The sequence below is a fragment of the Nocardioides gansuensis genome, assembly GCF_003076135.1.
Lineage (GTDB): Bacteria > Actinomycetota > Actinomycetes > Propionibacteriales > Nocardioidaceae > Nocardioides > Nocardioides gansuensis.
On the sequence record NZ_QDGZ01000001.1, the window covers coordinates 469,000 to 493,763 of the forward strand.

The 24,764-nt window shown below is 71.5% G+C and carries 27 protein-coding genes; 20 read left to right on the forward strand and 7 right to left on the reverse strand.

Going from position 1 to position 24,764, the window contains the following annotated elements; genetic code table 11:
- The first annotated feature begins 54 nt into the window (after nucleotides 1-54).
- The 5 genes from DDE18_RS02200 to DDE18_RS02220 all read left to right on the forward strand — a co-directional run bounded on the left by DDE18_RS02200 (nucleotide 55) and on the right by DDE18_RS02220 (nucleotide 4,362).
- On the forward strand, nucleotides 55-1,020 hold the full coding sequence (locus DDE18_RS02200; protein ID WP_116570577.1) for a PstS family phosphate ABC transporter substrate-binding protein: 966 nt from the start codon (nucleotides 55-57) through the stop codon (nucleotides 1,018-1,020).
- Between the two features lie 14 nt (nucleotides 1,021-1,034).
- Nucleotides 1,035-1,967, forward strand: coding sequence for a phosphate ABC transporter permease subunit PstC (gene pstC / locus DDE18_RS02205; RefSeq protein WP_116570578.1), 933 nt, complete (start codon nucleotides 1,035-1,037; stop codon nucleotides 1,965-1,967).
- Nucleotides 1,967-2,875 (forward strand): phosphate ABC transporter permease PstA, encoded by a 909-nt coding sequence (gene pstA, locus DDE18_RS02210; protein ID WP_116570579.1) that lies wholly within the window; start codon nucleotides 1,967-1,969, stop codon nucleotides 2,873-2,875. The genes pstC and pstA overlap by 1 nt, the downstream gene beginning before the upstream one ends.
- Nucleotides 2,876-3,006: 131 nt before the next feature.
- Entirely contained in the window at nucleotides 3,007-3,777 is a 771-nt protein-coding gene (gene pstB / locus DDE18_RS02215; RefSeq protein WP_211754391.1) for a phosphate ABC transporter ATP-binding protein PstB, read from the forward strand.
- A gap of 270 nt (nucleotides 3,778-4,047) precedes the next feature.
- Complete coding sequence (locus DDE18_RS02220) at nucleotides 4,048-4,362, forward strand: hypothetical protein (RefSeq protein WP_116570581.1); 315 nt, start codon at nucleotides 4,048-4,050, stop codon at nucleotides 4,360-4,362.
- 110 nt (nucleotides 4,363-4,472) lie between these two features.
- Here the strand turns inward: DDE18_RS02220 and DDE18_RS02225 are convergent, their stop codons facing one another.
- From DDE18_RS02225 to DDE18_RS02235, 3 genes are all read right to left on the reverse strand, one after another.
- Entirely contained in the window at nucleotides 4,473-5,468 is a 996-nt protein-coding gene (locus DDE18_RS02225; RefSeq protein ID WP_116570582.1) for an inorganic phosphate transporter, read from the reverse strand.
- A gap of 7 nt (nucleotides 5,469-5,475) precedes the next feature.
- Complete coding sequence (locus DDE18_RS02230; RefSeq protein ID WP_116570583.1) at nucleotides 5,476-6,093, reverse strand: DUF47 domain-containing protein; 618 nt, start codon at nucleotides 6,091-6,093, stop codon at nucleotides 5,476-5,478.
- Nucleotides 6,094-6,195: 102 nt separating this feature from the next.
- Nucleotides 6,196-8,388 (reverse strand): RNA degradosome polyphosphate kinase, encoded by a 2,193-nt coding sequence (locus DDE18_RS02235; protein WP_116570584.1) that lies wholly within the window; start codon nucleotides 8,386-8,388, stop codon nucleotides 6,196-6,198.
- A gap of 69 nt (nucleotides 8,389-8,457) precedes the next feature.
- Between DDE18_RS02235 and DDE18_RS02240 the strand changes: the two genes are divergently transcribed.
- Nucleotides 8,458-9,486 carry an alpha/beta hydrolase gene (locus tag DDE18_RS02240; RefSeq protein WP_245916393.1) on the forward strand — a complete coding sequence of 343 codons (1,029 nt, stop codon included), beginning with the start codon at nucleotides 8,458-8,460 and terminating at the stop codon, nucleotides 9,484-9,486.
- Nucleotides 9,487-9,504: 18 nt separating this feature from the next.
- On the opposite strand, the gene DDE18_RS02245 is transcribed toward DDE18_RS02240, so the two are convergent.
- Nucleotides 9,505-9,870 carry a DsrE family protein gene (locus tag DDE18_RS02245; protein WP_116570585.1) on the reverse strand — a complete coding sequence of 122 codons (366 nt, stop codon included), beginning with the start codon at nucleotides 9,868-9,870 and terminating at the stop codon, nucleotides 9,505-9,507.
- Nucleotides 9,871-9,893: 23 nt separating this feature from the next.
- Between DDE18_RS02245 and DDE18_RS02250 the strand changes: the two genes are divergently transcribed.
- From DDE18_RS02250 to DDE18_RS02290, 9 genes are all read left to right on the forward strand, one after another.
- Complete coding sequence (locus DDE18_RS02250; RefSeq protein WP_116570988.1) at nucleotides 9,894-10,388, forward strand: heme-binding beta-barrel domain-containing protein; 495 nt, start codon at nucleotides 9,894-9,896, stop codon at nucleotides 10,386-10,388.
- Entirely contained in the window at nucleotides 10,388-10,807 is a 420-nt protein-coding gene (locus tag DDE18_RS02255) for a Fur family transcriptional regulator (RefSeq protein WP_116570987.1), read from the forward strand. The genes DDE18_RS02250 and DDE18_RS02255 overlap by 1 nt, the downstream gene beginning before the upstream one ends.
- Before the next feature lie 9 nt (nucleotides 10,808-10,816).
- Entirely contained in the window at nucleotides 10,817-11,743 is a 927-nt protein-coding gene (gene ygfZ, locus DDE18_RS02260) for a CAF17-like 4Fe-4S cluster assembly/insertion protein YgfZ (protein ID WP_116570586.1), read from the forward strand.
- Between the two features lie 116 nt (nucleotides 11,744-11,859).
- Nucleotides 11,860-12,162, forward strand: coding sequence for an urease subunit gamma (locus DDE18_RS02265; RefSeq protein WP_116570587.1), 303 nt, complete (start codon nucleotides 11,860-11,862; stop codon nucleotides 12,160-12,162).
- An 11-nt stretch (nucleotides 12,163-12,173) separates the two neighbouring features.
- The gene (ureB, locus tag DDE18_RS02270; RefSeq protein WP_116570588.1) at nucleotides 12,174-12,512 is read left to right on the forward strand and encodes an urease subunit beta; all 339 of its coding nucleotides are present in this window, start codon (nucleotides 12,174-12,176) and stop codon (nucleotides 12,510-12,512) included.
- On the forward strand, nucleotides 12,505-14,202 hold the full coding sequence (locus tag DDE18_RS02275; protein WP_116570589.1) for an urease subunit alpha: 1,698 nt from the start codon (nucleotides 12,505-12,507) through the stop codon (nucleotides 14,200-14,202). Before ureB ends, DDE18_RS02275 begins: the two co-directional genes overlap by 8 nt.
- A complete protein-coding gene (locus DDE18_RS02280) occupies nucleotides 14,202-14,834 on the forward strand; it encodes an urease accessory protein UreF (RefSeq protein WP_116570590.1) in 633 nt (210 codons plus the stop codon). Before DDE18_RS02275 ends, DDE18_RS02280 begins: the two co-directional genes overlap by 1 nt.
- Nucleotides 14,827-15,558: an urease accessory protein UreG gene (gene ureG, locus DDE18_RS02285; RefSeq protein ID WP_116570591.1), complete on the forward strand. Its 732-nt coding sequence runs from the start codon at nucleotides 14,827-14,829 to the stop codon at nucleotides 15,556-15,558. The genes DDE18_RS02280 and ureG overlap by 8 nt, the downstream gene beginning before the upstream one ends.
- Nucleotides 15,527-16,225: an urease accessory protein UreD gene (locus tag DDE18_RS02290; RefSeq protein ID WP_116570592.1), complete on the forward strand. Its 699-nt coding sequence runs from the start codon at nucleotides 15,527-15,529 to the stop codon at nucleotides 16,223-16,225. Before ureG ends, DDE18_RS02290 begins: the two co-directional genes overlap by 32 nt.
- A gap of 53 nt (nucleotides 16,226-16,278) precedes the next feature.
- Here the strand turns inward: DDE18_RS02290 and mshD are convergent, their stop codons facing one another.
- Entirely contained in the window at nucleotides 16,279-17,109 is an 831-nt protein-coding gene (gene mshD, locus DDE18_RS02295) for a mycothiol synthase (RefSeq protein WP_116570593.1), read from the reverse strand.
- Between the two features lie 23 nt (nucleotides 17,110-17,132).
- Nucleotides 17,133-17,861, reverse strand: a complete 729-nt coding sequence (locus DDE18_RS02300; protein WP_116570594.1) for a response regulator transcription factor — start codon at nucleotides 17,859-17,861, stop codon at nucleotides 17,133-17,135.
- A gap of 47 nt (nucleotides 17,862-17,908) precedes the next feature.
- On the opposite strand from DDE18_RS02300, the gene DDE18_RS02305 reads away from it, so the two are divergent.
- From DDE18_RS02305 to DDE18_RS02320, 4 genes are all read left to right on the forward strand, one after another.
- Complete coding sequence (locus DDE18_RS02305; RefSeq protein WP_245916394.1) at nucleotides 17,909-18,202, forward strand: MoaD/ThiS family protein; 294 nt, start codon at nucleotides 17,909-17,911, stop codon at nucleotides 18,200-18,202.
- A 198-nt stretch (nucleotides 18,203-18,400) separates the two neighbouring features.
- Nucleotides 18,401-20,569: an MSCRAMM family protein gene (locus tag DDE18_RS02310; RefSeq protein WP_133241130.1), complete on the forward strand. Its 2,169-nt coding sequence runs from the start codon at nucleotides 18,401-18,403 to the stop codon at nucleotides 20,567-20,569.
- 110 nt (nucleotides 20,570-20,679) lie between these two features.
- Nucleotides 20,680-21,165, forward strand: a complete 486-nt coding sequence (locus tag DDE18_RS02315; RefSeq protein WP_116570596.1) for a thioredoxin family protein — start codon at nucleotides 20,680-20,682, stop codon at nucleotides 21,163-21,165.
- The gene (locus DDE18_RS02320) at nucleotides 21,162-22,034 is read left to right on the forward strand and encodes an FkbM family methyltransferase (protein ID WP_116570597.1); all 873 of its coding nucleotides are present in this window, start codon (nucleotides 21,162-21,164) and stop codon (nucleotides 22,032-22,034) included. Before DDE18_RS02315 ends, DDE18_RS02320 begins: the two co-directional genes overlap by 4 nt.
- Here DDE18_RS02320 and DDE18_RS02325 read toward each other — a convergent pair.
- The gene (locus DDE18_RS02325; protein WP_116570598.1) at nucleotides 21,947-23,329 is read right to left on the reverse strand and encodes an O-antigen ligase family protein; all 1,383 of its coding nucleotides are present in this window, start codon (nucleotides 23,327-23,329) and stop codon (nucleotides 21,947-21,949) included. The two genes, DDE18_RS02320 and DDE18_RS02325, sit on opposite strands and share 88 nt — an antisense overlap.
- 111 nt (nucleotides 23,330-23,440) lie before the next feature.
- Between DDE18_RS02325 and DDE18_RS02330 the strand changes: the two genes are divergently transcribed.
- Nucleotides 23,441-24,754 (forward strand): tyrosine-protein kinase domain-containing protein, encoded by a 1,314-nt coding sequence (locus DDE18_RS02330; protein WP_116570599.1) that lies wholly within the window; start codon nucleotides 23,441-23,443, stop codon nucleotides 24,752-24,754.
- Nucleotides 24,755-24,764 lie beyond the last annotated feature (10 nt).

The window sequence follows — 24,764 nt, forward strand, 5'->3', positions numbered from 1 at the left end:
CATGGGCTACCTAGCGTCACCGCGTCAGCATCCAAAGTGATCCAGGAGTTACACGTGAAGCGCACCTCCTTCCGCCGGGCCGTCGTGCCGGGCGTCGCCGCCCTGGCCCTCTCGCTCGCCGCGTGCGGCGGCGGTGACGCCGGCGCCTCCGACTCCGAGGGTGGCGAGACCGCCGTCAGCGGTTCCGTCGCCGTCGACGGCTCCTCGACCGTCTACCCGATGAGCGTCGCCGCCCAGGAGCTGCTCAACGAGCAGAACCCCGAGGTCCAGGTCACGGTCGGCGAGGCCGGCACCGGTGGCGGCTTCGAGGTCTTCTGCACCGGCGAGACCGACATCTCCGACGCCTCCCGTCCTATCGAGGAGGACGAGGCCGCGGTGTGCGAGGAGAACGGTGTCGAGTACACCGAGCTCCAGGTCGCCACCGACGCGCTCACCGTCGTCGTGCACCCCGACCTGGCCGTCGACTGCCTCACGGTCGACGAGCTCATCGCACTCTGGGGTCCCAAGTCCAAGGCCACCAACTGGCAGGACATCAACCCCGAGTTCCCCGACCAGGAGATCAAGCTCTTCGGTCCCGGCACGGACTCCGGCACCTACGACTACATGGCTGCCGACGTGATCGGTGACGAGTCCGAGACCACCCGCAAGGACTACGAGGCGTCCGAGGACGACAACGTGCTCGTCGAGGGTGTCGCCGGTACCGAGGGCGCGACCGGCTACTTCGGCTACACCTACTACGAGCAGAACTCCGACAAGCTCAAGGCCGTCGCCATCGACAGCGGCAACGGCTGCGTCGAGCCCTCGGCCGAGACCGCCCAGTCGGGTGAGTACACGCCGCTGGCCCGCCCGCTGTTCATCTACGTGAGCAACAAGAGCTACACGGACAACCCGGCCGTCAAGGAGTACGTCGACTTCTACATCGAGAACCTCGCCGAGATCGCCGAGGTCGGCCAGTTCATCCCGCTGAGCGATGAGCTGTACGCCGAGACCCAGGCGGCGCTCGAGGGCCTCCAGGGCTGAGTAGCCTCACCTCGATGAGCACCACCACCGCAGGTCCGGCAGGCCCGTCGAACGCGACGGGCCTGCCGGCCGCTCCCTTCCTCGGCGCGAAGCGCCGTCCACTCGAGGCCGTCATCAAGGCCCTTCTGATCATCTCGGCGATGCTCTCGATCGCGATCACCTTCGGCATCATCGCCGCGCTGATCCGGCCTGTTATCGACTTCTTCGGCGAGATCCCGTTCTCGACCTTCTTCAGCAACGACCAGCAGTTCGGCGTACTGCCGCTCGTGGTCGGCACGCTGATGGTCACGGTGATCGCCCTCGTGGTGGCAGTCCCGCTGGGCTTGGGCGCCGCGATGTACCTCTCCGAGTACGCCTCCAGGCGTGCCCGCAAGGTCCTCAAGCCGACGGTCGAGCTGCTCGCCGGCGTGCCGTCCGTGGTCTACGGCTTCTTCGCCCTGACCTTCGTGACCCCCGCGCTGCTGCAGGGCCTGCTCAACCTCGAGATCGGCTTCACCAACGCGCTGGCAGCCGGGCTCGTCCTGGGCGTGATGATCATCCCGACCATCGCCTCCTTGGCCGAGGACGCCTTGAGCGCCGTGCCGCAGGCGATGCGCCAGGGTTCGCTCGCGATGGGTGCCAACCGCATGCAGACCACCGTGCGCGTCGTACTGCCTGCCGCCATCTCGGGCGTGGCCGCGGCCATCGTGCTCGGCATGTCGCGCGCGATCGGAGAGACGATGATCGTCGCCCTCGCGGCGGGCGCCCAGAAGAACTCGAGCCTCGACATCTTCGAAGGGCACCAGACCATGACGGGCTTCATGGCCCAGACGGCGGGCGGTGAGAACCCAGTCGGGTCGCTCGAGTACAACACCCTCTTCGCCGTGGGCATGCTGCTCTTCCTCATCACCCTGGTGCTCAACATGATCAGCATCAGCATCGTCCGACGCTTCAGGCAGGCCTACTGATGAGCATCGCCGCCACCACCGCGCGTGAAGTCACCGCCCAGCTCGCGACCGGCAAGAGCAAGGACCGCACGGTCGGCTCGCTCGTCTTCCTGTGCGCGCTCTGGTTCTCGCTGTTCTTCGGTGTGATGGTCCTCGTCGCGCTGATCGCCAGCACGGCCATCAAGGGCGCTCCCCGCTTCGACGCCGAGCTGCTCACCAACTACACCTCGATCGTGCGGCCGGAGACCGCCGGCTTCCGGGCCGGCATCCTCGGCAGCCTGTGGCTGATGCTGTTCACCGCGATCATGGCTGTGCCGCTTGGCATCGCCGCCGCCGTCTACCTCGAGGAGTTCGCGGACCCCAACAAGCCGTGGAACCGCTTGATCGAGGTCAACCTGCAGAACCTGGCCGCCGTGCCGTCCATCGTCTACGGCCTGCTGGCTGTGGCTGTGATGGCGCTGCTCGGCTTCGACGACGCCGGCATCGTGCTGGGCGGTGCGCTCGCGCTGGCCCTGCTGATCCTGCCGGTGATCATCATCACCACCCGCGAGGCGGTGCGCGCGGTGCCGCGGGAAATCCGCGATGGCTCGCTCGCGCTCGGGGCAACCGTGTGGCAGACCACCTGGCGCCAGACGCTGCCGTCCGCCGTCCCCGGCATCGCGACCGGCACTATCCTGGGCCTTTCCCGGGCGATCGGCGAAGCCGCGCCGCTCGTCGTCGTCGGCCTCGCCGGGTCGGTGTTGTTCGACCCCGAGGGCATGATGAGCAAGGTGACGGCCCTGCCCATGCAGATCTACTCCCTGACCTCGCAGTCGCGGGAGGAGCTCCGGGAGGCCGCCTCGGCGGCCATCATCGTGCTGCTGGTCATGATCCTCGGGCTCAACGCACTCGCGATCTACATCCGCAACAAGTTCCAGCGATCCTGGTGAGGAAGAGAACCGCCATGGCCAACCCCCCTGCCACCGCCACCACGAGTGTGGACAAGCCCATCGTGGGCTCCCTCTCCGAGGTCCATGCCGACGCCGACCGGCCGCTGCCGGCGCACCCCGTCACGACGGTGATGGAGGCCAGGGACCTCAACGTCTTCTACGGCGACTTCCACGCCGTACACGACGTCAACCTCGCCTACGGCCGCAACGAGATCACCGCCATGATCGGGCCGTCGGGCTGCGGCAAGTCGACGGTGCTGCGCTGCCTGAACCGGATGAACGACCTCGTCACCGGGGCGCGCGTCGAGGGCCAGGTGCTCTACCACGACCAGGACATCTACGCGAAGGGCGTCGACCCGATCGCGGTCCGCACGCACATCGGCATGGTGTTCCAGAAGCCGAACCCGTTCCCCAAGTCCATCTACGACAACATCGCCTACGGTCCCCGGGTCACCGGCATGAAGGTCGACAGCATGGACGACCTGGTCGAGGAGGCGCTCCGCGGCGCCGCCCTGTGGGACGAGGTCAAGGACAAGCTCAAGCAGTCCGCCTACGGCCTCTCCGGCGGCCAGCAGCAGCGCCTCTGCATCGCCCGCACGATCGCGACCAAGCCCGACGTGATCCTGATGGACGAGCCGTGCTCGGCCCTCGACCCGATCGCCACGGCCCGCGTCGAGGACCTGATGATCGACCTGCGCAAGGACTACACGATCATCGTCGTGACCCACAACATGCAGCAGGCCGCCCGCGTCTCCGACCGCACGGCGTTCTTCACGGCCCGGCCCGACGAGACCACCGGCAACCGCACCGGCCTGCTCGTCGAGTACGACCTCACCTCGAAGATCTTCTCCAACCCCGGCGACAAGCGGACCGAGGACTACATCTCCGGCCGCTTCGGCTGAGCCGGCTCCTTCTCGGGCCCCGCGGTCCTGCCCTGTCCGGGTGGGGCCGCGGCGGCCTTTCCGGGGGCTTGCTCCTCTGCCCCCGGGGATCGGCCGGGCGCGCGAGGCGCTCGACCTGGCAGTGGAGAACTCGTGGTCGCCGAAGGAGACCGACACCCGGCTGGTCTGGCGTCTGGACGCCGGGTTGCCGCCCCTCCTGTGCAACCGGCCGATCTTCGACAGGTCCGGCCACCACCTGGTCACACCCGATCTTCTGGACGAGGAGGCGGGATGGCGATCGAGTACACGGGTGAGGTCCACCTGGACAGCTCGCGACGGCGAAGCGACCGGGACCGCGAGGAGCTCTACGGCCGGCTCGGGATAGCCCTTCTGGTCGTCATGACCGGTGACTCCACCAGCACCGCGCGACTCGTCGACCGGATGGTGCAGACCCGGCAGCGAGCGGCCTTCGCATCGCCAGAGTCACGCACCTGGACGTCGGTGCCGCCACGATGGTGGATCGACACGAGCACCGTCGACAAGCGCCGTGCCCTCTCGGCGTACGACCGGGAGCGTCTGCTTCGTTATCGGCCTCCGGCTGCCTGACCCGGGTCACGCCCACATGGCCGGATCGTCGGGGTACTCCGTGACGAAGGGACCCTTCCCGGCGAGGTTCGAGGGTCCGATCGTCACGGACTATCGGGCCGGGGCGCGCGTCAGGGGAGGAACAGGCGGGCGATGCCGTAGCAGATGCCGGCGGCGAGAGCGGCCATCGGGAAAGTGAGCACCCAGGCGGTCAGGATGTTGCCGGCGACGCCCCAGCGCACCGCGGACAGGCGCTTGGTGGCGCCCACGCCCATCACGGCGGAGGTGATGGTGTGGGTCGTGGAGATGGGCGCCTCGAAGGCGTAGGCCGTGGTGTAGAGGACCGACGCGGCGATCGACTCGGCGGCGAAGCCGCGCGGGGGGTCGAGGGCGATGATCCGGCGGCCCAGCGTGCGCATGATCCGCCAGCCACCCGACCAGGTGCCGAGCGAGATGGCGGCCGCGGCCGCGAAGATCACCCACAGCGGGAGCCCGTCGGACTCGGCGACGTAGCCACCCGTGAGGAGCGCCAGGAAGATGACACCCATCGTCTTCTGGGCGTCCTGCAGGCCGTGGCCGAGGGCCATCGCAGCGGCGGAGACGGTCTGCGCGATCTTGAAGCCACGGTTGGCCCGGCCGGGGTGGACGCCGCGGAACATCCACATGATCGCGATCATCAGGAGGAAGCCCAGGGAGAAGGCGACGAGGGGGGAGACGAGCATCGGGATGACCACCTTCTCCAGCACCACGCCCCAGTCGGCGCTGGCCCCGGCGAACACAGCAGCGCCCACGAGGCCGCCGATCAGCGCGTGCGAGGAGGAGGAGGGGAGCCCGTAGTACCAGGTGATGAGGTTCCAGATGATGGCGCCGAGGAGGCCGCACATCACGATCACGAGCCCGTGGCTGCCCTCGCCGGGATCGATCGTGTCGGAGACCGTGTGGGCGACCTTCTGGCCGAGGAAGGCGCCGACGAAGTTCATGACGGCTGCCAGCGCGAGGGCCACGCGGGGCGTCAGCGCACCGGTCGACACCGAGGTGGCGATCGCGTTGGCTGCGTCGTGGAAGCCGTTCGTGTAGTCGAAGACGAGCGCGACGACCACGACCGCGATGATGATCGCGAATTCCATTGTGGGGTCAGGACTCCTTGACCGCGATCTGCTCCATGATGTTGGCGACCCGCTCGAAGGCGTCGATGGCGCCCTCCAGCGACTCCACCACGTCCTTGAGCTTGATCACCTCGAGTGCCTCGTAGTCGCCGGTGAACAGGCTCGCCAGGATCCGGCGGTAGCTGCGGTCGCCGGCGTTCTCGAGCCGGTTGATCTCGATCCAGTAGTCCTCGAGCGACCGCATCGTCTGGAGGCGGGGCATCGCCGCGGCGGTGAGCTCGGCGCACCGCTGCAGCACCTCTACCTGCTCCGACGTCTCGTTGGGCAGGGTGTGGACCTCGTAGAGCAGGACGAGGTCGACGGCCTCGTCCATCATGTCCATGACGTCGTCGAGCGCCGACGCGAGCGCGTAGATGTCCTCGCGGTCGAACGGCGTGACGAACGTGCTGTTGACCTTGCGCACGAGCTCGTGGGTCGTCTCGTCAGCGGCGTGCTCGGCCTCGCGCATGTGGCGCGCGACCTCCGCCTTGTCGTTGCCGTCGCCGAGCATCTCCGCCAACAGGGCAGCGCCGGTGACGAGGTGCTGCGCGGACTGCGTGAACATCTCGTAGAACGACGAGTCCAGGGGTCGGATCTTCAAACGCACGGCGAACTCCGAGTAAGGGGGGTCTGAACGCCCCACATGCTAGGGGGTCGCCAGTCCCCCCGCGCAAAACAGCGCGTGGTGGCGTACGCCGGGCGTGCGGCGTCAGCGGCGCCTGCGCTGCCGCTCGATGAGCGTCTGCTGCAGGTCCACGGTGCCGCGGTTGCGGGTCCAGCGGCCGTCGCTGTCGAGCAGCCAGGCGGCCGTGTCCTCGTCGAGGGCGAGGTCCAGGAGGTCCCCGACGCTCGTCACGTCGTCGCCCCGCGGCAGTCGCACGAGCACCTCGACGCGGCGGTCGAGGTTGCGGTGCATCAGGTCCGCCGAGCCGATCCAGGCGACCGGGTCGCCCGCGTTGTCGAACCAGAACACCCGGCTGTGCTCGAGGAACCTGCCCAGGACGGAGCGCACGCGGATGGTCTCCGAGAGGCCGGGCACGCCGGGGCGCACGGCACAGATGCCGCGCACCAGCAGCTCGATCGGCACCCCGGCCTGGGAGGCGAGGTAGAGCGCGTCGATGACGGCCTCGTCGACGATGGAGTTGGCCTTCATCCGGATGCCCGACGACCGGCCGGCCTGGTGGTTGGCCACCTCGGCGTGGATCTGGGCGACGAGCCCGCCGCGCACGTTGTCGGGCGCGACGAGCAGGTGCTCGTAGGAGGTGTTGCGGCTGATGCCCGACAGGTTGTTGAAAAGGTGGGCGACGTCCTCGCCGATGGCCGGGTCGGCGGTCAGCAGGCCGAGGTCCTCGTAGAGGCGGGCGGTCTTGGGGTTGTAGTTGCCGGTGCCGATGTGGGTGTAGCGCCGGATGCCGTCGGGCTCGTCGCGGACCACCAGCGCCAGCTTGCAGTGGGTCTTGAGGCCCACGAGGCCGTAGACGACGTGGCAGCCGGCGTGCTCGAGCTTGCGGGCCCACCGGATGTTGTTGGACTCGTCAAAGCGGGCCTTGATCTCGACGATGACCAGCACCTGCTTGCCCGCCTCGGCCGCGTCGATGAGCGCATCGATGATCGGGCTGTCGCCGGAGGTGCGGTAGAGCGTCTGCTTGATGGCGAGCACGTGGGGATCGGCAGCCGCCTGCTCGACGAACCGCTGCACCGAGGTCGCGAAGGAGTCGTAGGGGTGGTGCAGCAGCACGTCGTGGCGGCGTACGGACTCGAAGACGTCGACGGGGGAGGACGACTCCTTCTCCGCCAGCTGGCTGTGGGTGGTCGGGAGGAAGGAGCGGTACTTGAGGTCCTCGCGCGGCAGGTCGGCGATGGCGTGGAGGCCTCGCAGGTCGAGCAGGCCAGGCAGCCGGGTGACCTCGGCCCGGTCGACGCCCAGCTCGGAGACCAGCAGGTCGAGCACCCGCTCGTCGATGGTCTCCTCCACCTCCAGGCGCACGGGGGGACCGAACTTGCGGCGGAGCAGCTCCTTCTCGAGGGCCTTGAGGAGGTTCTCTGCGTCGTCCTCCTCGACCTCGAGGTCCTCGTTGCGGGTGACCCGGAAGGTGTGCTTCTGCAGCACCTCCATGCCGGGGAAGAGGCGCTTGAGGTGCTCGGCGATGACGTCCTCGAGTGGCACGAACCGCTGGTTGCCGAGCGGCACGAACCGGCTGAAGATCGGCGGCACCTTGACGCGCGCGAAGTGCTCGGTGCCGGTCTTGGGGTTGCGCACGATGACGGCGAGGTTGAGCGACAGGCCGGAGATGTAGGGGAACGGGTGCGCCGGGTCGACGGCCAGCGGCGTCAGCACCGGGAAGATGCGCTCCTTGAAGAGGCGCTTGCAGGCCTTCTGCTCATCCCGGTCGAGGTCGGCCCACCGGACGATCTCGATGCCCTGCTCGAGGAGGGCCGGCTGGACGCCCTCGGTGAAGGCGTGCGCATGGCGCTGCATCAGCTCGCGGCTGCCTGCCCAGAGATGCTCCAGCTGGTCGCGGGGCAGCAGGCCGCTCGCGGCGCGCACGGCGACACCGGCGGCGATGCGGCGCTTGAGGCCCGCCACCCGGACCATGAAGAACTCGTCGAGGTTGCTGGCGAAGATGGCCAGGAAGCGGGCCCGCTCGAGCAGCGGCAGGCTCGGGTCCTCCGCCAGCTCGAGCACCCGCTGGTTGAAGTGCAGCCAGGAGAGCTCGCGGTCGAGGAACCGGTCCTCGTACTTCTCGACGGCCGCGATCTCCTCGGCGTCCGGCACATAGGGAGGCTCGACGTCGAAGGTCTCCGCCGGGTGCCCGAACAGCTCGGTGGTCGGGCCGTCCTCGAGGGAGGTGCCCACGGTGGAGGGCAGCGCCGTCACGGTGGAGGCAGAGGTATCGGACATAGACAGGAGTCTTCCACCGATTGGTGAACTTTCGGTGACGGACGGTGACCTGCCTGTACGGTGCCCGGCGTGAGCCTCCTCGAGCGTGCCCGGGCCGTCGCCGCGCGTGCCGCGCTCGCTTTGCCGCACCCGGTCCAGCGGATGCTCGCCGGGCGCCCCGTACGCCGCGGCGGCGAGCTGCTGGGCGTCGAGCCGCAGCTGCTCCTGCGCCTGCAGAGGATCGGCCGCGAGCCCGCCATCGAGAGCCTCCCGATCCCGGAGGGCCGGCTCGCGACGGCGCGGCAGGCCGCCCTCGTCGCCGGCGACCAGCCCATCGGGTCGGTGCGCGACCTGGACGCCGGTGGCGTGCCGGCGCGGCTGTACGTGCCGCGTGGCCTCGCTGCCAGCGAGGCCAGTGGGCTGCTCGTCTACTTCCACGGCGGAGGCTTCGTCTACGGCGACCTGGAGACCCACGACGCCGTCTGCCGGGTGCTCGCGGAGCAGGCCGGCGTGCGCGTGCTCGCGGTCGACTACCGGCTCGCGCCCGAGGCCCCGTGGCCGGCCGCTGTCGACGACGCCGTCGCGGCGTACCGGTGGGTCGTCGAGCACGCCGACGAGCTCGCCGCGGATCCCGGCCGCATCGCCGTGGGCGGTGACTCGGCCGGCGGCAACCTGGCGGCCCTGGTGGCGATCGCGGCGGCGCGGGCGGGATGGCGGTGCGCGTTCCAGCTGCTGGTCTACCCCGTGACCGACATGACGGCCTCGATGGAGAGCCGCCGCACCTTCGGCACCGGGCTGTTCCTCACGACGCGGTTCATGGACCTCGGGCGCGACACCTACGTGCCCGACCGGGGGAGCTGGACCGACCCCCGGGTCTCGCCGCTGTTCGCCGAGCTGCCCGAGGGGCTGGCGCCGGCATACGTCGCGACCGCCGCCCTCGACCCGCTCCGCGACGAGGGCGAGGCCTACGCCGCGAGGCTCGCCGAGGCCGGCGCCAAGGTGGAGACCCGCTGCTTCGGCGGGCAGATCCACGGCTTCGTCAACATGGTCGGTGTGGGTCGCTCCGGCCCTGCCGCCGTCGCGGAGATCGCGGCCGCCCTGCGGGCAGCGATCGGCTGAGGCCCGACGGACGCATCGTCAGTAGACGAGCGCCTGGACGTCGTCGCGGAGGACCTGCTCGGCGAACACGGCGGCCCCGGCGATCGTCACGCCCTCCACGAGGTCGGACTCGGTGATGCCGCGGCGGGCGGCACACTGGGAGCAGACCGTCACCGCACCCCCGGTCGCAAGGACGGCGGCGCGCAGGTCCGGGAGCGGGGTGGCCAGGTCGAGGTGGAATGCCTCAGCGCGCCCCGGCGTACCGAACCACGCCGCCTCGCCCGTGAGCCACAGCGACACCTCGGCTCCGGCGGCTGCCGCCGCCGCCGCGACGGTGAAGGCCTGGTTGACGCGCTCGGGGTCGTCGGCGCCGCAGGTGGCCTTGACGACGAGAGATCTGCCCATGGCCCAACACTAGAGTGGCCCCCATGCCGTTCGAGCTCCCCCAGAACCTCCACCCGAACTGCGGCCCGGTCGCCTGGCTGCTCGGCACCTGGCGCGGCAACGGGCACGGCGACTACCCGACGCTCGAGAAGTTCCAGTACGGCCAGGAGCTGATCTTCACCCACGACGGGCGGCCGTTCTTCCACTACATGGCGCGCGCCTGGATCACCGACGCCGACGGGGGCTTCGTGCGCGACGCGGCGATGGAGGCCGGCTTCCTGCGCTGCCCCGAGCCCGGCAAGGTCGAGCTGCTGCTCTCGCACAACACGGGGATCTCGGAGATCTGGTACGGCGCGGCGGACGCCGGCAAGCTCGAGCTGCACACCGCGGGCGTCTCCTTCACCGAGACCGCCAAGGAGGTCACCGCGGGATCCCGGATGTATGGCAACGTCGACGGGGACCTGCTCTACGCCTACGACATGGCGGCCGTGGGCCAGGAGCTCCAGCCGCACCTGTGGGCGCGGCTCCAGAGGGCCTGATGGACGACGAGCTCGCGGCACGGCTCAGGGAGAGCGGCTACCGGCTCACTCCGCAGCGGCAGCTCATCCTCCGTGCCGTCGAGACCCTCGGCCACGCGACTCCCGACGAGGTGCTCGAGCATGTGCGGGCCCAGGCGTCCGCGGTCAACGCGTCCACGGTCTACCGCACCCTCGAGGTGCTGGAGGAGCTCGGGCTGGTGCGGCACGCCCACCTGAGCGACCGCGCCCCGACGTACCACTCCACGGCGGAGCCGGAGCACTTCCACCTGGTCTGCCGCTCCTGCCACCGGGTCCGCTCCGTCGAGCCCGAGGCGGCGGCGGCGCTCGTGGCGACGCTGCGGGCGGAGCACGGCTTCGAGCCGGACCTGGGTCATCTCGCCATCTTCGGGCGGTGTCTCGCGTGTGAGCCCCCTGCCTAGACTCGAGGCATGGCCAGCCCCCTCCTCGACCTGCCCGGCGCGGTTGCCGGCGACGGGATCGACGCCCCCGTCGCGGCGCACTACGGCTCCTTCAACATCGAGCAGCGCACGCTGGAGTCGGGCGACGGGTTCGTCGACCTCTCCCACCGCGACGTCGTCCGGATCGCCGGGCCCGACCGGCTGACCTGGCTGCACTCGCTGACCACGCAGGACTTCACCGGCCTGGGGCCGGGCGTGTGGACCTCCGCGCTGGTGCTCTCGCCGCAGGGGCACGTCGAGCACGCGTTCACCGGTGTGAATGACGGGGAGGCCTTCACCGCGCACACCGAGCCGGGCATGGGCGCCGGGCTCGTCGCCTGGCTCGACTCGATGCGCTTCATGATGCGCGTGGAGGTCGGCCTGGTCGACGACCTGGCGGTGATGTGGCGGCCCACGAAGACGGACCTGGTGCCGCGCGCACGAATGCGCGAGTACGCCGAGGCGGCGGGCCCTGCATGCGGGCTGTGGGCCCACGAGGCCCTGCGGATCGCGCGGGGAGAGCCGCGGCTCGGCCTGGACACCGACCACCGCACCATCCCCAACGAGGTCGGCTGGATCGGCTCCGCCGTGCACCTCGACAAGGGCTGCTACCGCGGCCAGGAGACCGTCGCCCGGGTGCACACCCTGGGTCGCCCGCCGCGGCGCCTGACGCTGCTCCACCTCGACGGCTCGGAGAACCGGCTGCCCGCGGCGGGCTCCCCGCTGCTGCACGAGGGGCGCGAGGTGGGCTTCGTCGGCTCCTCGGCCCGTCACCACGAGCTCGGCCCGATCGCCCTGGGGCTGGTCAAGCGCAACGTCCCCGTCGACGCGCCGCTCGAGGTCGACTCGATGCCCGTCGCCCAGGAGGTCGTGGTCGACCCCGAGGTCGGGCTGCACGTGCGGCCGCGCCTGCGCTGACCGGCGTACTGCTGCGCCTCGCCGGGCCGGGGTCACGAGCGCGTCATCCGCACGAAACATCCGCTGCCTAGGTTTGCTCCCATGTGCCGTGATGCAACCCATGTCGGCGGTCTGACATGCACTTGACTCCCTCCGACACCGAGAAGCTGCTCCTCGCGGTCGCCGGGATGGTCGCCCGCGACCGCCTGGCGCGCGGCGTGAAGCTCAACTACCCCGAGTCCGTGGCGCTGCTGAGCACCTGGGTGATCGAGCGTGCCCGCGAGGGCGCCAGCGTCGCCGAGCTGATGACGGCCGGTCGCGAGGTGCTGACCGCCGACCAGGTGATGCCCGACGTGGTGCCGATGCTCACCGACGTCCAGGTCGAGGCCACCTTCCCCGACGGCCGCAAGCTCGTCACCCTCCACCACCCGATCGGCTGAGGCAGGAAGACATGGGAACCCACACCGACGGTCCCGGCGCGATCCGCTGCGCACCCGGAGTGCTCGTCCTCAACGCCGACCGCACGCCGGAGGAGCGCCGGACGCTCGTCATCACCAACACCGGCGACCGCCCGGTGCAGATCGGCTCGCACATCCACCTGGCGCAGGTCAACGCGGCGCTCGCCTTCGACCGCGCCCGCGCCGAGGGCTTCCGGCTGGACGTGCCGTCCGGGACGTCGCAACGGTTCGAGCCGGGCGCCTCGCGCGAGGTCGCGATCGTGGCGTTGCGCGGGGCCCGGGTCGTGCCCGGCATCCAGGTCCGCGACGGCGAGGAGCACGCCGATGGCTGAGATCAGCCGCGAGCGGTACGCCGCGATCTACGGGCCGACGGCCGGTGACCAGGTGCGTCTGGGCGACACCGACCTGTGGGTCGAGATCGAGCAGGACCTCACCTTCGGCGGCGAGGAGGCGATCTTCGGGGGCGGCAAGTCCATCCGCGAGTCGATGGCCCAGTCGACGGTGCCGCGCGCCGGGGGAGCGCTCGACACCGTCATCACCAACGCGGTCGTGCTGGACCACTGGGGCGTCGTGCGCGCCGACGTCGGCCTACGCGACGGCCGGATCGTGGCGCTCGGCCGGGCCGGCAACCCGGACATCGCCGACGGTGTCCACCCCCAGCTGGTCATCGGGCCCGGCACCGACGTGATCGCGGGGGAGGGCAAGATCCTCACGGCCGGCGCCATCGACGTACACGTCCACCTGCTGTCCCGCTCCCAGGTCGTGGAGGCGCTGGCCACCGGCACCACCACCATCGGCGGGGGCGGCACCGGGCCCTCGGAGGGGTCGAAGGCCACCACCGTCACCCCCGGTGCCTGGCACCTGCAGGCCGTGCACCGCGCGCTCGACGAGCTGCCGGTCAACGTGCTCCTCATGGGCAAGGGCAACACGGTGTCCGCTGCCGGTCTGGCGGAGCAGGCGCTGGCGGGTGCCGCGGCCTACAAGGTGCACGAGGACTGGGGGTCGACTCCGGCCGCGATCGACGCGGCGCTGCGGGCGGCCGACGAGTTCGGGCTCCAGGTCACGCTGCACTCCGACAGCCTCAACGAGGCCGGCTTCCTCGAGTCGACGCTGGCCGCGATCGGCGGCCGCTCCATCCACGCCTTCCACGCCGAGGGCGCGGGCGGGGGCCACGCGCCGGACATCATGAAGGTCGCCTCGCACGCCCACGTGATCCCCGGCTCGACCAACCCGACGCTGCCGCACACCGTCAACACGGTCGCCGAGCACCTCGACATGCTGATGGTCTGCCACCACCTCAACCCGCGCGTGCCGGAGGACCTGGCGTTCGCGGAGTCGCGGATCCGGGCCACCACGATCGCCGCCGAGGACCTGCTGCACGACCTGGGCGCCATGTCGATCACCTCCTCCGATGCGCAGGCCATGGGGCGCATCGGCGAGGTGGTCTGCCGCACCTGGCAGGTCGCCCACGTGATGAAGGCCCGGTTCGGCTCGCTGGGCGGAGCGGCCGACAACGTGCGGGCGAAGCGCTACGTCGCGAAGTACACGATCAACCCCGCGATCGCGCACGGCATCGGGCACGAGGTCGGCTCCGTTGAGCCCGGCAAGCTGGCCGACCTGGTGCTGTGGGACCCGCGGTTCTTCGGCATCCGGCCCCAGGTCGTCCTCAAGGGCGGCGCCCTGGTGTGGGGGGCGCTGGGGGACCCCAACGCCTCGATCCCCACGCCGCAGCCGGTGCTGATGCGGCCGACCCTGGTCGGTGCGGACGGGGCGGACCACTCGGTCACCTTCGTGGCGCCCGCTGCCCTGGCCGACGGCCTCGCGGCCAGGCTGGGGCTGCGGAGGCGGCTTGCCGCCGTCACCCCCACGCGCGACGTAGGGAAGGCCGACATGGTCAACAACGACGCCCTGCCCGACATCTCCATCGACCCCGAGACGTTTGCGATCGAGATCGAGGGCGAGCTGGTGACCCCGGCTCCGGCCACGTCCCTGCCGCTCGCCCAGCTCTACTCGATGTTCTGATGCACCCCGTCGCCCTGCTCCTTTCCGACGCGCGGCTGCCCGTGGCCGGCCACACCCAGTCGGGCGGGCTGGAGCCGGCACTCGCGGCCGGCCTCGACGACGTACCGGGCTATCTCGCGCTGCGCCTCGCGACGGTGACGCGGACGGAGGCGGCGACCGCCGTGGTCACCCTGGCCCACCTGCAGCGAGGTGAGGGGATCGACGCGGTGTACGACGCGTGGGCGGCACGCACGCCCAGCGCCGCCATGCGCGAGACCTCCCGGGAGCTGGGGCGGGCGCTGTGGCGGCTGGCCTCCCGGCTCTGGCCGTTGCCGCCGTTGCCGGCATGGATGCCGCGACCTGTCGTGCTGGGAGCGGTGGCGGTGGCCTGCGACCTGCCGGCGGAGGATCTCGTCCGGGTCATCGGCTACGACGACCTGCAGACCGTCGCGTCCGCGGCCCTCAAGCTGCGGCCACTGGACCCTGCGGTCGCCACCGGCTGGGTCGTGGCCGCCCTGCCGCTCCTCGACCAGCTGGCCTCGTCCGTGACCGGGCTGGCCCGGCCGGAGGAGATCCCCGCCACCGGCGCGCCCTGGATCGAGCAGCTCGCCGAGACCCACGCCGCCACCAGCAGGAGGTTGTTCCGTGCCTGACCCCACCCGTGCTCCGTCCACCCGTGCCCTCCGCCTCGGGATCTGCGGTCCCGTCGGCACCGGCAAGTCGTCGCTGATCATGACCATCTGCGCGTCCCTCGCCGCCGAGCTAGAGATCGGCGTGGTCACCAACGACATCTACACCGACGAGGACGCGCGGATGATCCGCGCCGCGGGGGTGCTCCCGTCGGCGAGGGTGGTCGCCGTCGAGACGGGCGCCTGCCCGCACACCGCGATCCGGGACGACGTCACGGCCAACCTGATGGCGGTGGAGGACCTGGAGGCGGCGTTCGCCCTGGACCTCGTGCTGGTGGAGTCCGGTGGCGACAACCTGACCGCGACGTTCTCGCCGGCCCTGGTGGACACCCAGATCTTCGTGATCGACGTCGCCGGAGGGGGCGACGTGGCCCGCAAGGGGGGACCGGGCATCGAGCGGGCAGACCTGCTGGTGGTCAACAAGACCGACCTGGCACCGCACGTCGGCGTCGCCGTCGAGGAGATGTGCGCCGACGCGACGGCGGCCCGCGAAGGCCGACCGGTCCTGGCGCTGTCCCGGCACGACCCGGACTTGGTCGCCCTGCTCCTCGACTGGGTGCGTGGTCAGGTCGCCTCCCACGCCGCCGGCACGCTGGTGCCGGCGGACCCCGGTCCGATGGCGCCCCACTTCCACGCCGAGACCGGATGGCACAGCCATGACGACCACCCCCTCACGCACCAGCACTGACACCACCGTCGTCTCGCTCCACCGGACCACCGGGGGCCGGGTCCGGGTCACCTCGGGTGGCGGCGCGTTCCGGTGCCTGACCCTCGGTGTGTCTCCCTCGGGCGCCCGGGTCGCCCTGGTGCCCGACCGCGCGCTCCTGCTCACCGGGGACTCCGTCGCCTTCCGCGTCTCGGTGGACGCCGGACTCACCCTCCACCTGCAGGAGACCAGCGGGACCGTGGCCTACGACATGCGCGGCGGCTGCGCCTCGTGGTCGCTCTCCGCCAGCGTGGGACCGGGCGCGGGCCTGGTACTCGACGCCCTGCCCTGGGTGTCGGCAGCCGGCTCGCGGGTGGCGCGGACGACGGACGTCGCGCTGCTCGGGGACGCGACGCTGCTGGCCCGGGAGACGCTGGTGGTGGGGCGCTCGGGCGAGCCCGCGGGGGATCTGGTGGCGCGCACGTCGGTCACCCGCGACGGTCGCCCCGTCCTCGTGGAGGAGCTCCGCAGCGCCCACCTCGCGCCGTACCGTGTCCTCGACAGCGTGCTGGCGATCGGGCTCGACGGACCACACCCCGACGCCATGCGGCTCGAGACCGGGGACGCCCTCTGGCGCCGGCTCGGAAGGGAGACCCACGAGACGGCCGCCTCGCTCGGCCCGATCTGGTCCCGGCTGGCGTCGGGATAGTCCGTGACGAAGGGACCCCCGGAATCGCCCGGGACGGGTCCGTTCGTCACGGACTATCCCGTCGGGGCGGGAGCATCCCGGCTGTACATCACGTGGGTGTCGCTCGGCGCGTGGCTGAAGCCGAGACCGGAGTAGGTGCGGATCGCGGCGGCGTTGTCGCCCTCGACGTAGAGGACGACCTCGCCGACCCCGAGGCCCGTGAGGTGGTGCAGGCCCGCGAGGGTCAGCGCGCGCCCGAGGCCGCGACCCTGGGCCTCCGGGGCGATGCCCAGGACGTAGACCTCGCCGAGACCGGGGGAGTGCTGCTTGGTCCAGTGGAAGCCGAGCAGCCGGTCGCGCTCCGGCACGACGAGCAGGCCCGCGGGGTCCCACCACGGCTCGGCCATCCGGAGGGCCAGGCCCTCCGCGTCGAGCGCGCCCTGCTCGGGGTGGTGGGCGAAGGCAGCCGCGTTGACCCGGAGCAGCTCGTCGCGGTCGGAGTCGCGGTAGCTGCGGATCTCGACGCCGGCCGGCACCGGGAGGAGCGGCTCCGTGAGCGCCCGCCGCATCAGCCAGAGCTCGCGCACGCGCCTGAAGCCATGCGCGGCCGCGAGCCGGGCCGCCGCAGGGTGGTCGGCATGCGACCACGCTGTGAGCACGGTGTGCTGCTCCAGCGCCTTCCGCAGCAGCTCGCCGCCCAGCCCCCGCCCACGCGCCCGGGGGTGTACGACGAGGCTCAGGGCCTCGTCGACGACGAGCCAGAAGCCCTCGGCGCCCTGCTCGCCGGCGACGTCATGCCCGAACGGGGAGCGCAGGGCCAGCCAGGTCGCCTCGTCGAGGGGCTCTGCGCCGTCGGCAAGTGCGGCGGCCTCCGCGACAGCGGCGATCCGGTCGAGGTCGAGCACTCGGCGAGCCTAGCGCCGTGGCGTCAGCGCGAGGCGGGAGACTCCTGGCCGGACTCCTCGGTGACCCGCTCCTTGGCCGGCAGCACGAAGCGGTAGCCGACGTTGCGGACCGTGCCGATGAGGTGCTCGTTCTCGGGGCCGAGCTTGGCGCGCAGCCTCCGGACGTGCACGTCGACGGTGCGGGTGCCGCCGAAGTAGTCGTAGCCCCAGACCTCCTGCAGCAGCTGCTGGCGGGAGAAGACCCGGCCGGGGTGCTGGGCGAGGTACTTGAGGAGCTCGAACTCCTTGTAGGTCAGGTCGAGCGCGCGGCCGCCGATCTTGGCGGTGTAGGTCGCGTCGTCGACGACGACCTCCCCGGACCGGATCACGTGGGCGCTGGGGTCGTCGGCTTCGCGCTGGGCGATGAGCCGGCCGATCGCGAGCCGGATGCGGGCCTCGAGCTCGGCCGGGCCGCAGGTGTGGAGCACGACGTCGTCCATCCCCCAGTCGTGGGCGACGACCGCGAGCCCACCCTCGGTGACGATGAGGATGACGGGGCTGTCGGTGCCGGTCGTGCGGATCAGGCGGCACAGGTCGCGGGCCCCGGCGAGCTCGTGGCGTCCGTCGACCAGCAGGAGGTCGGCCTCGGGCGCCTCGAGCAGCGCCGACCCCTCGGCGGGGAGGATCTTGACGGAGTGCCCGAGCAGCGCGAGCCCGGGGAGCACCTCCGCCGAGGGCTGGAGGGCGCTCGTCAGCAGCAGCAAGTTACTCACGGGCCGGCCTCCTTCGCGCGAGGGCAGATGGGGAAGGATAACGGGACATGGGCACCGAGATGGCTTCCTCGCGCACGCGTGAGACCGTGACGGTCCGCTACTGGGCGGGCGCGCGCGCCGCCGCAGGGGTGGACCACGACGAGCTGGAGGTCGACGGGCCGACCACCCTGGCCGACGTCGTACGCCGCGTGGTCACCGCCCATCCCGGCCGGCTCGAGAGCGTGCTGGCAGTCTGCTCGGCGCTGGTGGGTGACCGGCCCGTCGGCACCCGGGAGCCGGCGGACGTGGTCGTGCGGCCCGGCGACACCGTCGAGTTCCTGCCCCCCTTCGCGGGCGGGTGACCAGCCCTCGAGTGCTCTCTCGGACCGGCTCTGTCCCACCAGGGGCACTCGATGGCACACTCGGCGCACCCGCGGTCTCGTGCCGCGGGGACTCGACGACTTCTCAGACGTTTGTCCGACGGGATTTCGGGGGAGTGCTGGCTCGGGGTGACGGACCCATGTCCGCGCCGCTTCACACAATCTCACAGGGGGAACACCATGGGTGTGCATCCAGGAGGCGTCGCGCGACGTCTCACCACCTGCGCCGCGGCGTCTGCACTCGCGGCGGGTGCGCTGTCGATGGGCCTCGCGGCCCCGGCGCACGCCGCGCCGGTCGCGGTGACCACGACGCTCACCGACCCGGCAGGCAACGGCCTCGACGGCTGGGTCGAGATCACCCGGCTGAACGCGGACGGCACCTTCGCCGGGTTCGACTTCGAGCCGGTCTCCGACGGACTGGTCTACATGTCGCTCGAGCCGGGCTCCTACAAGTTCGAGTTCAGCGGCCAGGACGGATTGTTCGTCCCCGAGTACTACAACAACAAGACGACGTACGACACGGCAGATGTCGTGCCGGTCACCGGCACGACGTCGCTCGATCCCGTGCAGCTGGCGCCGCGTCCGGTCGCAACCGGCCAGGTGCTCTCCCCGACCGGTCGCCCGGTCAGCGCGGAAGTGGAGGTCTACGACTCCACCGACGGCAGCTTCGTCGACTCCGTGAGCACCGACGAGGACGGTGTCTTCAAGTTCGGCGTCGCCGAGGGCAGCTACAAGGTGCTGATCGACCCCGACCACACCTTCGTGGCCGAGTGGTGGAACAACAAGCCCAGCCTGGAGACGGCCGACCTCGTGACCGTGGGCGCGGCCGGCGCCAACTTCGGCGTGATCACGGTGACCAGGGGCGGCTCGATCAACGGACGGGTCACCAACGCCGCAGGGGCTCCGCTGGAGCGCGTGCTGGTGACGGCCGGGGGCTATTCCGACTACACGGACGCCAACGGTGTGTACCTGATCGAGGAGGTCCCGAGCGGCTCCTACGGCGTGCGCTTCAGCGACCCCGCCGCGGAGTACCTGCCGGAGTACTACAGCGACAAGGCGACCGAAGCAACCTCGGACCAGGTCGCCGTGGGCGTGGACCAGGCCGTGGGAGGCGTCGACGCAGTCCTCGCCAACGACCCGGCCGCGGCCGTCGACCCGGCCACCGTCGACATGTCCGGCACCGTCACCGACTCCGCCGGTGCTCCGGTCATCGCAGCCACCGTCAGGCTCATCGACACGCCCGCCGATCCGGCTGACCGCGAGACGGTCGTCACGCTCCGGACCAACCGGGCCGGCCAGTGGTTCGCCACCCAGCTCAACGAGCGGCATGCCGAGACCGAGTACAAGGTGAGCGCCACCGACCTCTTCGACCGCGAGGAGGGGCAGTACTACCGCCTCTCCCGCTTCTTCGGCGGTGCCCAGGCTTGGGAGAACGCCAAGCCCGTCGCGGTGCCGGCGGCCCACGTCAACATCACGCTGCCGCTGACCGGCGGCATCTCCGGCACCATCACCTCCGAGGCCGCACTGCCCGTCGAGGAGACCTGGGTGCGCGTCGTCACCGAGTTCGAGAACGAGGACCACGGCTACGTGGACGTCGAGGACAGCGGCACCTACCTCACGACCAACCTGGAGCCGGGCAAGTACAAGGTGCTGTTCGGCGACAGCGGCACGGCTGGCTTCGACGAGCGGCACGCGGGCGAGTGGTACGACAACACCACCTACGCCAAAGCCAAGGTGGTCACCGTCACGAGCGGCAAGACGACAGGCAGCATCAACGCCGCCCTCGGCAAGGACCTCAAGGCCCTGCGCAAGCCCGAGATCGAGGGCAACCCCTACATCGACGGCAAGGTGACGGCGTACCCCGGCGTCTGGACCGCGATGACCGGCACGACGTTCATCTACGAGTGGCTGGTCGACGGCAAGGTCGTGGCCACCGGCCAGAGCCTGTCGCTCGGCACGTCGTACAAGAACGAGAAGGTCGTGCTGCGCGTCACCGCGGAGAACGGCGACCTCGACGGCACCGCGCTCGTCACCTCGCAGCGCATCGAGAAGAAGCCCAAGGTCAAGGTCAAGGTCTCCGGCTCGTCGGCGTCCTTCACGATCAAGGGCAAGGGCGTCAAGGCCAAGAAGATCAAGGGCAGCGTCGTCGTCAAGCGGATCAAGGACCTCGACGCCTACGGCGCACCGAAGTACGCCAAGGCCGGCAAGGCGAAGTTCGCCAACGGCAAGGGCAAGGTCCCGCTCAAGAAACTGAAGAAGGGCAAGAACAAGCTTGTCTTCTTCTTCGAGATCAAGGGCAAGCTCGGCGACGCGACCGTGAACAAGACGGTCAAGGTGCGCCGCCGCTGACGCGAGCCTGAGTGACAGCCTGCGGGGCCCCGGGACCATCTCTCCGGGGCCCCGCTCCCATTTCCGGCTGCCGACCAGCGGTGGTTGTCGGCTGGCGATAGGTTGGCGCCGTGGCGACAGGTGCGTGGGTGCTGCTGGCCGCGATCGCCCTGGCCCTGGCCATCGGGCTGTGGCGCGCGGCGACCTACGGTCGCTTCCGCGGCACGCACCGGGTGAAGGGCGGGTCGGCCCCGGCGCGGGACCAGCCAGGCGCCGGTGAGTCGGTCCCGGACGCGCCGGCTCCGGCCGCAGAGGCGGTCACCGAGGTGGGCGCCGTCCTGGGCGAGCGCGCCACCCTCCTCCAGTTCTCCAGCGCCTTCTGTGCCCCGTGCCGCGCCACTCGCCGGGTCCTCGGCGACGTCGCCGCGTCGGTCGACGGGGTCGCGCACGTCGAGGTCGACGCGGAGCACCACCTGGAGGTCGTACGCCGCCTCGGCGTCGTCCGCACGCCCACGACCTTGGTCCTCGACGCGGCCGGCCGGGAGGTCGCCCGCGCGACCGGCGCACCGCGCAAGGAGCAGGTCCTCGCGGCCGTCGCCCAGGCGGTCTCGCCGTGAGCCCCTCCCTGGCGCGCCGCGTGCTGGTGCACGCCTCCTGGCTGGTGCGCGACCGGCTCCCCGACCGCCCGGTGACGCGCGTCGTGCAGGGCGTCGAGCTGCGGCTGCCGTGGTCGCACCGGCTTCCCGACTACGCCCTGCTCCACCCGACGTACGGGCAGAACGTCGTGGCCCTGGCCCGTGAGCTCGTCGGGGAGGAGCCGCTGCGGGTGATCGACGTGGGCGCCAACGTCGGCGACACCGCCCTGCAGGTGCTCGCGGCCGTGGACGCCCGGGTCCTCTGCGTCGAGGGAGACCCGCACTGGCTGGCCTGGTTGCGCGGCAACGTCGACGGCGACGACCGCGTCGAGGTGCACGCCGGGCTGCTCGCCCTGGACGGGTCGGCCGCCTCACCCGTGCGCAGCACCGCGGGCACCACTCGCTTCCAGGCCAGCGCGCAGGCAACGGGCGAGGCGCCGGTGACGCCGGCGCGGCTGCTGGCCGAGCACCCCGACTTCGCGACGGCTCGGCTGGTCAAGAGCGACACCGACGGCTACGACGTGCGCCTGGTGCCGGCCCTCGCTGAGGTGCTGACGAGCCGGCCGGTGCTGTTCTTCGAGTACTACCCGGAGCTGACGCGACTCGCCGGCCTCGACCCCGTCGCCGTGTGGCCCGAGCTGGAGTCGCTGGGCTGGACCCACGCAGGCGTGTGGGACAACAACGGCCTGCCGCTCGGGCGGGTGGCTGTGGCCGAGCTCGCGGTCCGCGCGGAGCTGCTCGAGGAGGGCCGGCCGCGGTGGCCCTACTGGGACGTGGCGCTGGTCCACGCCGACGACGCCGAGGGAGCCGACGCGCTGTCGACCCTGCTGCCCGTGGGCTGGCTGGGCTGACGGGCGGCGCCGCCGTCGGCGAGCGTGGGCGGCAGCGCGAAGAGCGCGACGGTGATGAAGAACCACAGGTGGCGGTCCCAGATGATCGGCTCGAGCTGGCCGATCACGAAGTAGCCCAGCACGGCGACGAGCAGCGACGCGCGGAGCCAGTGCTCGCGGCGTACGCCGTGGCGCAGCTGCCGCGCGAGCAGCAGCCCGATGCTGCCCCAGATCAGGAGCAGGCCGACGAGGCCGAGCACGCCGCCGACGTTGGCGGCCTCGAGGAAGAGGTTGTGGGCGTCGAGCCCCTCGTGGAAGCCGAGCCCCGTCCACGGGCGGGAGCCGATCTCGGCGATGGCCTCGGCGGCGTCGCTGAGGTGGTCGGAGTTGGAGGCGGCGACGTGGCCGGGCAGGCCGATGCCCAGCGCGCGGTGGACCGTCGAGCCGGGGGGCAGGAACGGAAAGGCCGCCGCCAGGGCGACCAGCCCCACGACGCCTCCGGCGGCCGCGATCCGGATGCCGCGCCAGCGGCCGAGGAGCGCGAGATAGGCGACGGCGACGAACGTGCCGAGCATGGCCGAGCGCGCCCCGCTGAGCACCTGCCCGGCCAGGCAGACGACGCCCATCAGGGCCGCGGCCGCCTGGGTCCAGCGTGACCGGGCGGACACGCACCACCCGATCGCGACGACGGTGCCGAAGAGGCTGGTCAGGGCCAGGTGCATCAGGTGCTCGCCGAAGCCGAAGGCGCGCTGGAAGTAGGGGTCCGAGCGGCCGGCCAGGGCCGACGCCGCCGAGAGGGTGGCGCCGGCGGCGTAGGCGACGCCCAGCAACGACGCGACCCGCGGAGAGGGGTTGAGAGTGCAGAGGACCAGCATCACCACGGGCATGCCGAGGACGAAGCGTGCGAGCAGCGTCCACTGGTCCCAGGTGTCCGTGGCGATGGTGCCGAGCAGCCCGCCGGCGGCGAGCACCATCACGCCGACGAAGGGCGCGAGGACGTGGGGCGGCATCCGGAAGCGACCCAGGAACGGCAGGCAGAGCAGGGCGAGCACGACCAGCGCCACGTCGCCGACGCTCACCGACGGGTGGAAGGGCCGGATCCCGTTGAGGGGCTGGAGGAAGGCGACCACCGCCACCGGCCAGGCGGCGGTGACGCCCATCCGCTCACTGGCGCCGGCGGCGACGGCCAGGAGGAAGAAGACGCCGACGATGATGGGGACGATCAGCCGGTGACTGGGGAGCTGAACGGCGCACAGCAGTCCGAAGGCGCCGACGACGGGGGCGACCGCGGCCGCGGGGACGCGCCTGCCATCCACGATCCGACTCCCAGCTGCCACCGCCGGCCACTCGCCGACTCGTAGGAACACTAGTCGGGGTGGGAGTGGCTGGTGTGATACTTGCCCGGCAATCGAGGATGTGGAGGCCCGATGACCCTGAGCGACTACGTGCGTCGCATCCTCGTCCGGTGGCGCACGATCGTCCTCGTCGCTGCGGTGGTGGTGGCCGGGGTCGTCTTCGTGACGCTCCGGACCACGCCGCTCTACACCTCCACCGCGCAGCTCTACGTGAGCAACATGGCGGACGACCCCGACATCGAGGCGGTCCTCGCCGAGGGCGTGCACGCCCAGGAGCGGGTCGCCTCCTACGCCGCCGTCGCCCGGTCCGAGGCGATGGCCGAGCGGATCAAGGACGACCTCGACCTGCCCTACCCGGTGGACACCGTGGCGGGGCTGGTGCGCACCGACATCCCCTTCGGCACGGTGGTCATCGACCTGGCGACCGAGGGCGCCTCCCCGGAGGAGGCACAGGGGATCGGGGAGGCCGTGATCGAGCACTACAACGAGCTGCTCGCCGACCTCGAGGACGTCGAGGGGACGGGCCTGACGATCAAGGTCTCGCCGCTGCACGAGCCGACGCTGCCGTCCCGCCCGAGCGCGCCCAACGTCCCCTTCAACATCCTGGCCGGCATCACCGCCGGACTCCTGCTGGGCCTCGCGGCGGCGGCGCTGCGCGACCTGCTCGACCGCACGCTCCAGGGCGTCGGCGACCTGGAGGTCGCAGGGCTGGGCGTGCTGGGCGAGGTGCCCTTCCTCGGCCGCGGCGACGAGGAGCCGACGCGTACGACGGAGGCGTTGCGGCAGCTGCGCGCCGTGCTCGAGGGCCACAAGCACCGGGCGTTCGTCGTCGCCTCCCCGGGACCCGACGAGGGCGCCACCTTCGTCGCGGCCGGTCTCGCCGAGGCCTTCGCGCGGACCGGCCGGGCCACCGTGCTCGTCGACGGCGACCTGCGCACTCCGGAAGCCGGGGAGCGGCTCGGTCCCACCGACGGCCCCGGCCTTGCCGGCGTACTCCGCGGCGAGGCGACCCTCGACGACGCCCTCCGTGAGGTCTCCGAGCACCTGTCCGTGCTCCCCGCCGGGGCGCCTGCCCTTGACGCGGGCGAGCTGCTCCCGACGTCCGCGATGCACCTGCTGGTGCGGGAGCTGCGGGAGCGGTTCGCCGTCGTCGTCGTCGACGGGCCGCCCTTGCGGGCGTTCGCGGACTCCGGCGTGATCGCCCGCCACGTCGACGGGATCGTCGTCGTCGCCGCCCGCGAGCGCACCACCGGCCCCGAGCTCGCGGCCGCCGTCGACGGCCTGGTCGCCGTCCGCGCGACCGTGCTCGGCGGCGTCCTCAACCGCGCCAGGGCGGACCGCCGGGACGGCTTCGACGCCTTCGCGGCGGCCGCCCGCCAGGGCTGAGGCCGACCCT

Excerpts from the sequence above, each read along its gene's own strand:
- DDE18_RS02250 (WP_116570988.1), top strand. The coding sequence starts at position 9,894 with ATGCCGTTCGAGCTCCCCCAGAACCTCCACCCGAACTGCGGCCCGGTC.
- ygfZ (WP_116570586.1), top strand. The coding sequence starts at position 10,817 with ATGGCCAGCCCCCTCCTCGACCTGCCCGGCGCGGTTGCCGGCGACGGG.
- DDE18_RS02235 (WP_116570584.1), bottom strand. The coding sequence starts at position 8,388 with ATGTCCGATACCTCTGCCTCCACCGTGACGGCGCTGCCCTCCACCGTG.
- DDE18_RS02330 (WP_116570599.1), top strand. The coding sequence starts at position 23,441 with ATGACCCTGAGCGACTACGTGCGTCGCATCCTCGTCCGGTGGCGCACG.
- pstC (WP_116570578.1), top strand. The coding sequence starts at position 1,035 with ATGAGCACCACCACCGCAGGTCCGGCAGGCCCGTCGAACGCGACGGGC.
- DDE18_RS02280 (WP_116570590.1), top strand. The coding sequence starts at position 14,202 with ATGCACCCCGTCGCCCTGCTCCTTTCCGACGCGCGGCTGCCCGTGGCC.
- ureB (WP_116570588.1), top strand. The coding sequence starts at position 12,174 with ATGGGAACCCACACCGACGGTCCCGGCGCGATCCGCTGCGCACCCGGA.
- DDE18_RS02255 (WP_116570987.1), top strand. The coding sequence starts at position 10,388 with ATGGACGACGAGCTCGCGGCACGGCTCAGGGAGAGCGGCTACCGGCTC.
- pstB (WP_211754391.1), top strand. The coding sequence starts at position 3,007 with ATGGAGGCCAGGGACCTCAACGTCTTCTACGGCGACTTCCACGCCGTA.
- DDE18_RS02225 (WP_116570582.1), bottom strand. The coding sequence starts at position 5,468 with ATGGAATTCGCGATCATCATCGCGGTCGTGGTCGTCGCGCTCGTCTTC.
- DDE18_RS02220 (WP_116570581.1), top strand. The coding sequence starts at position 4,048 with ATGGCGATCGAGTACACGGGTGAGGTCCACCTGGACAGCTCGCGACGG.
- pstA (WP_116570579.1), top strand. The coding sequence starts at position 1,967 with ATGAGCATCGCCGCCACCACCGCGCGTGAAGTCACCGCCCAGCTCGCG.
- DDE18_RS02275 (WP_116570589.1), top strand. The coding sequence starts at position 12,505 with ATGGCTGAGATCAGCCGCGAGCGGTACGCCGCGATCTACGGGCCGACG.
- DDE18_RS02265 (WP_116570587.1), top strand. The coding sequence starts at position 11,860 with ATGCACTTGACTCCCTCCGACACCGAGAAGCTGCTCCTCGCGGTCGCC.
- DDE18_RS02245 (WP_116570585.1), bottom strand. The coding sequence starts at position 9,870 with ATGGGCAGATCTCTCGTCGTCAAGGCCACCTGCGGCGCCGACGACCCC.
- DDE18_RS02310 (WP_133241130.1), top strand. The coding sequence starts at position 18,401 with ATGGGTGTGCATCCAGGAGGCGTCGCGCGACGTCTCACCACCTGCGCC.
- DDE18_RS02290 (WP_116570592.1), top strand. The coding sequence starts at position 15,527 with ATGACGACCACCCCCTCACGCACCAGCACTGACACCACCGTCGTCTCG.
- DDE18_RS02305 (WP_245916394.1), top strand. The coding sequence starts at position 17,909 with ATGGGCACCGAGATGGCTTCCTCGCGCACGCGTGAGACCGTGACGGTC.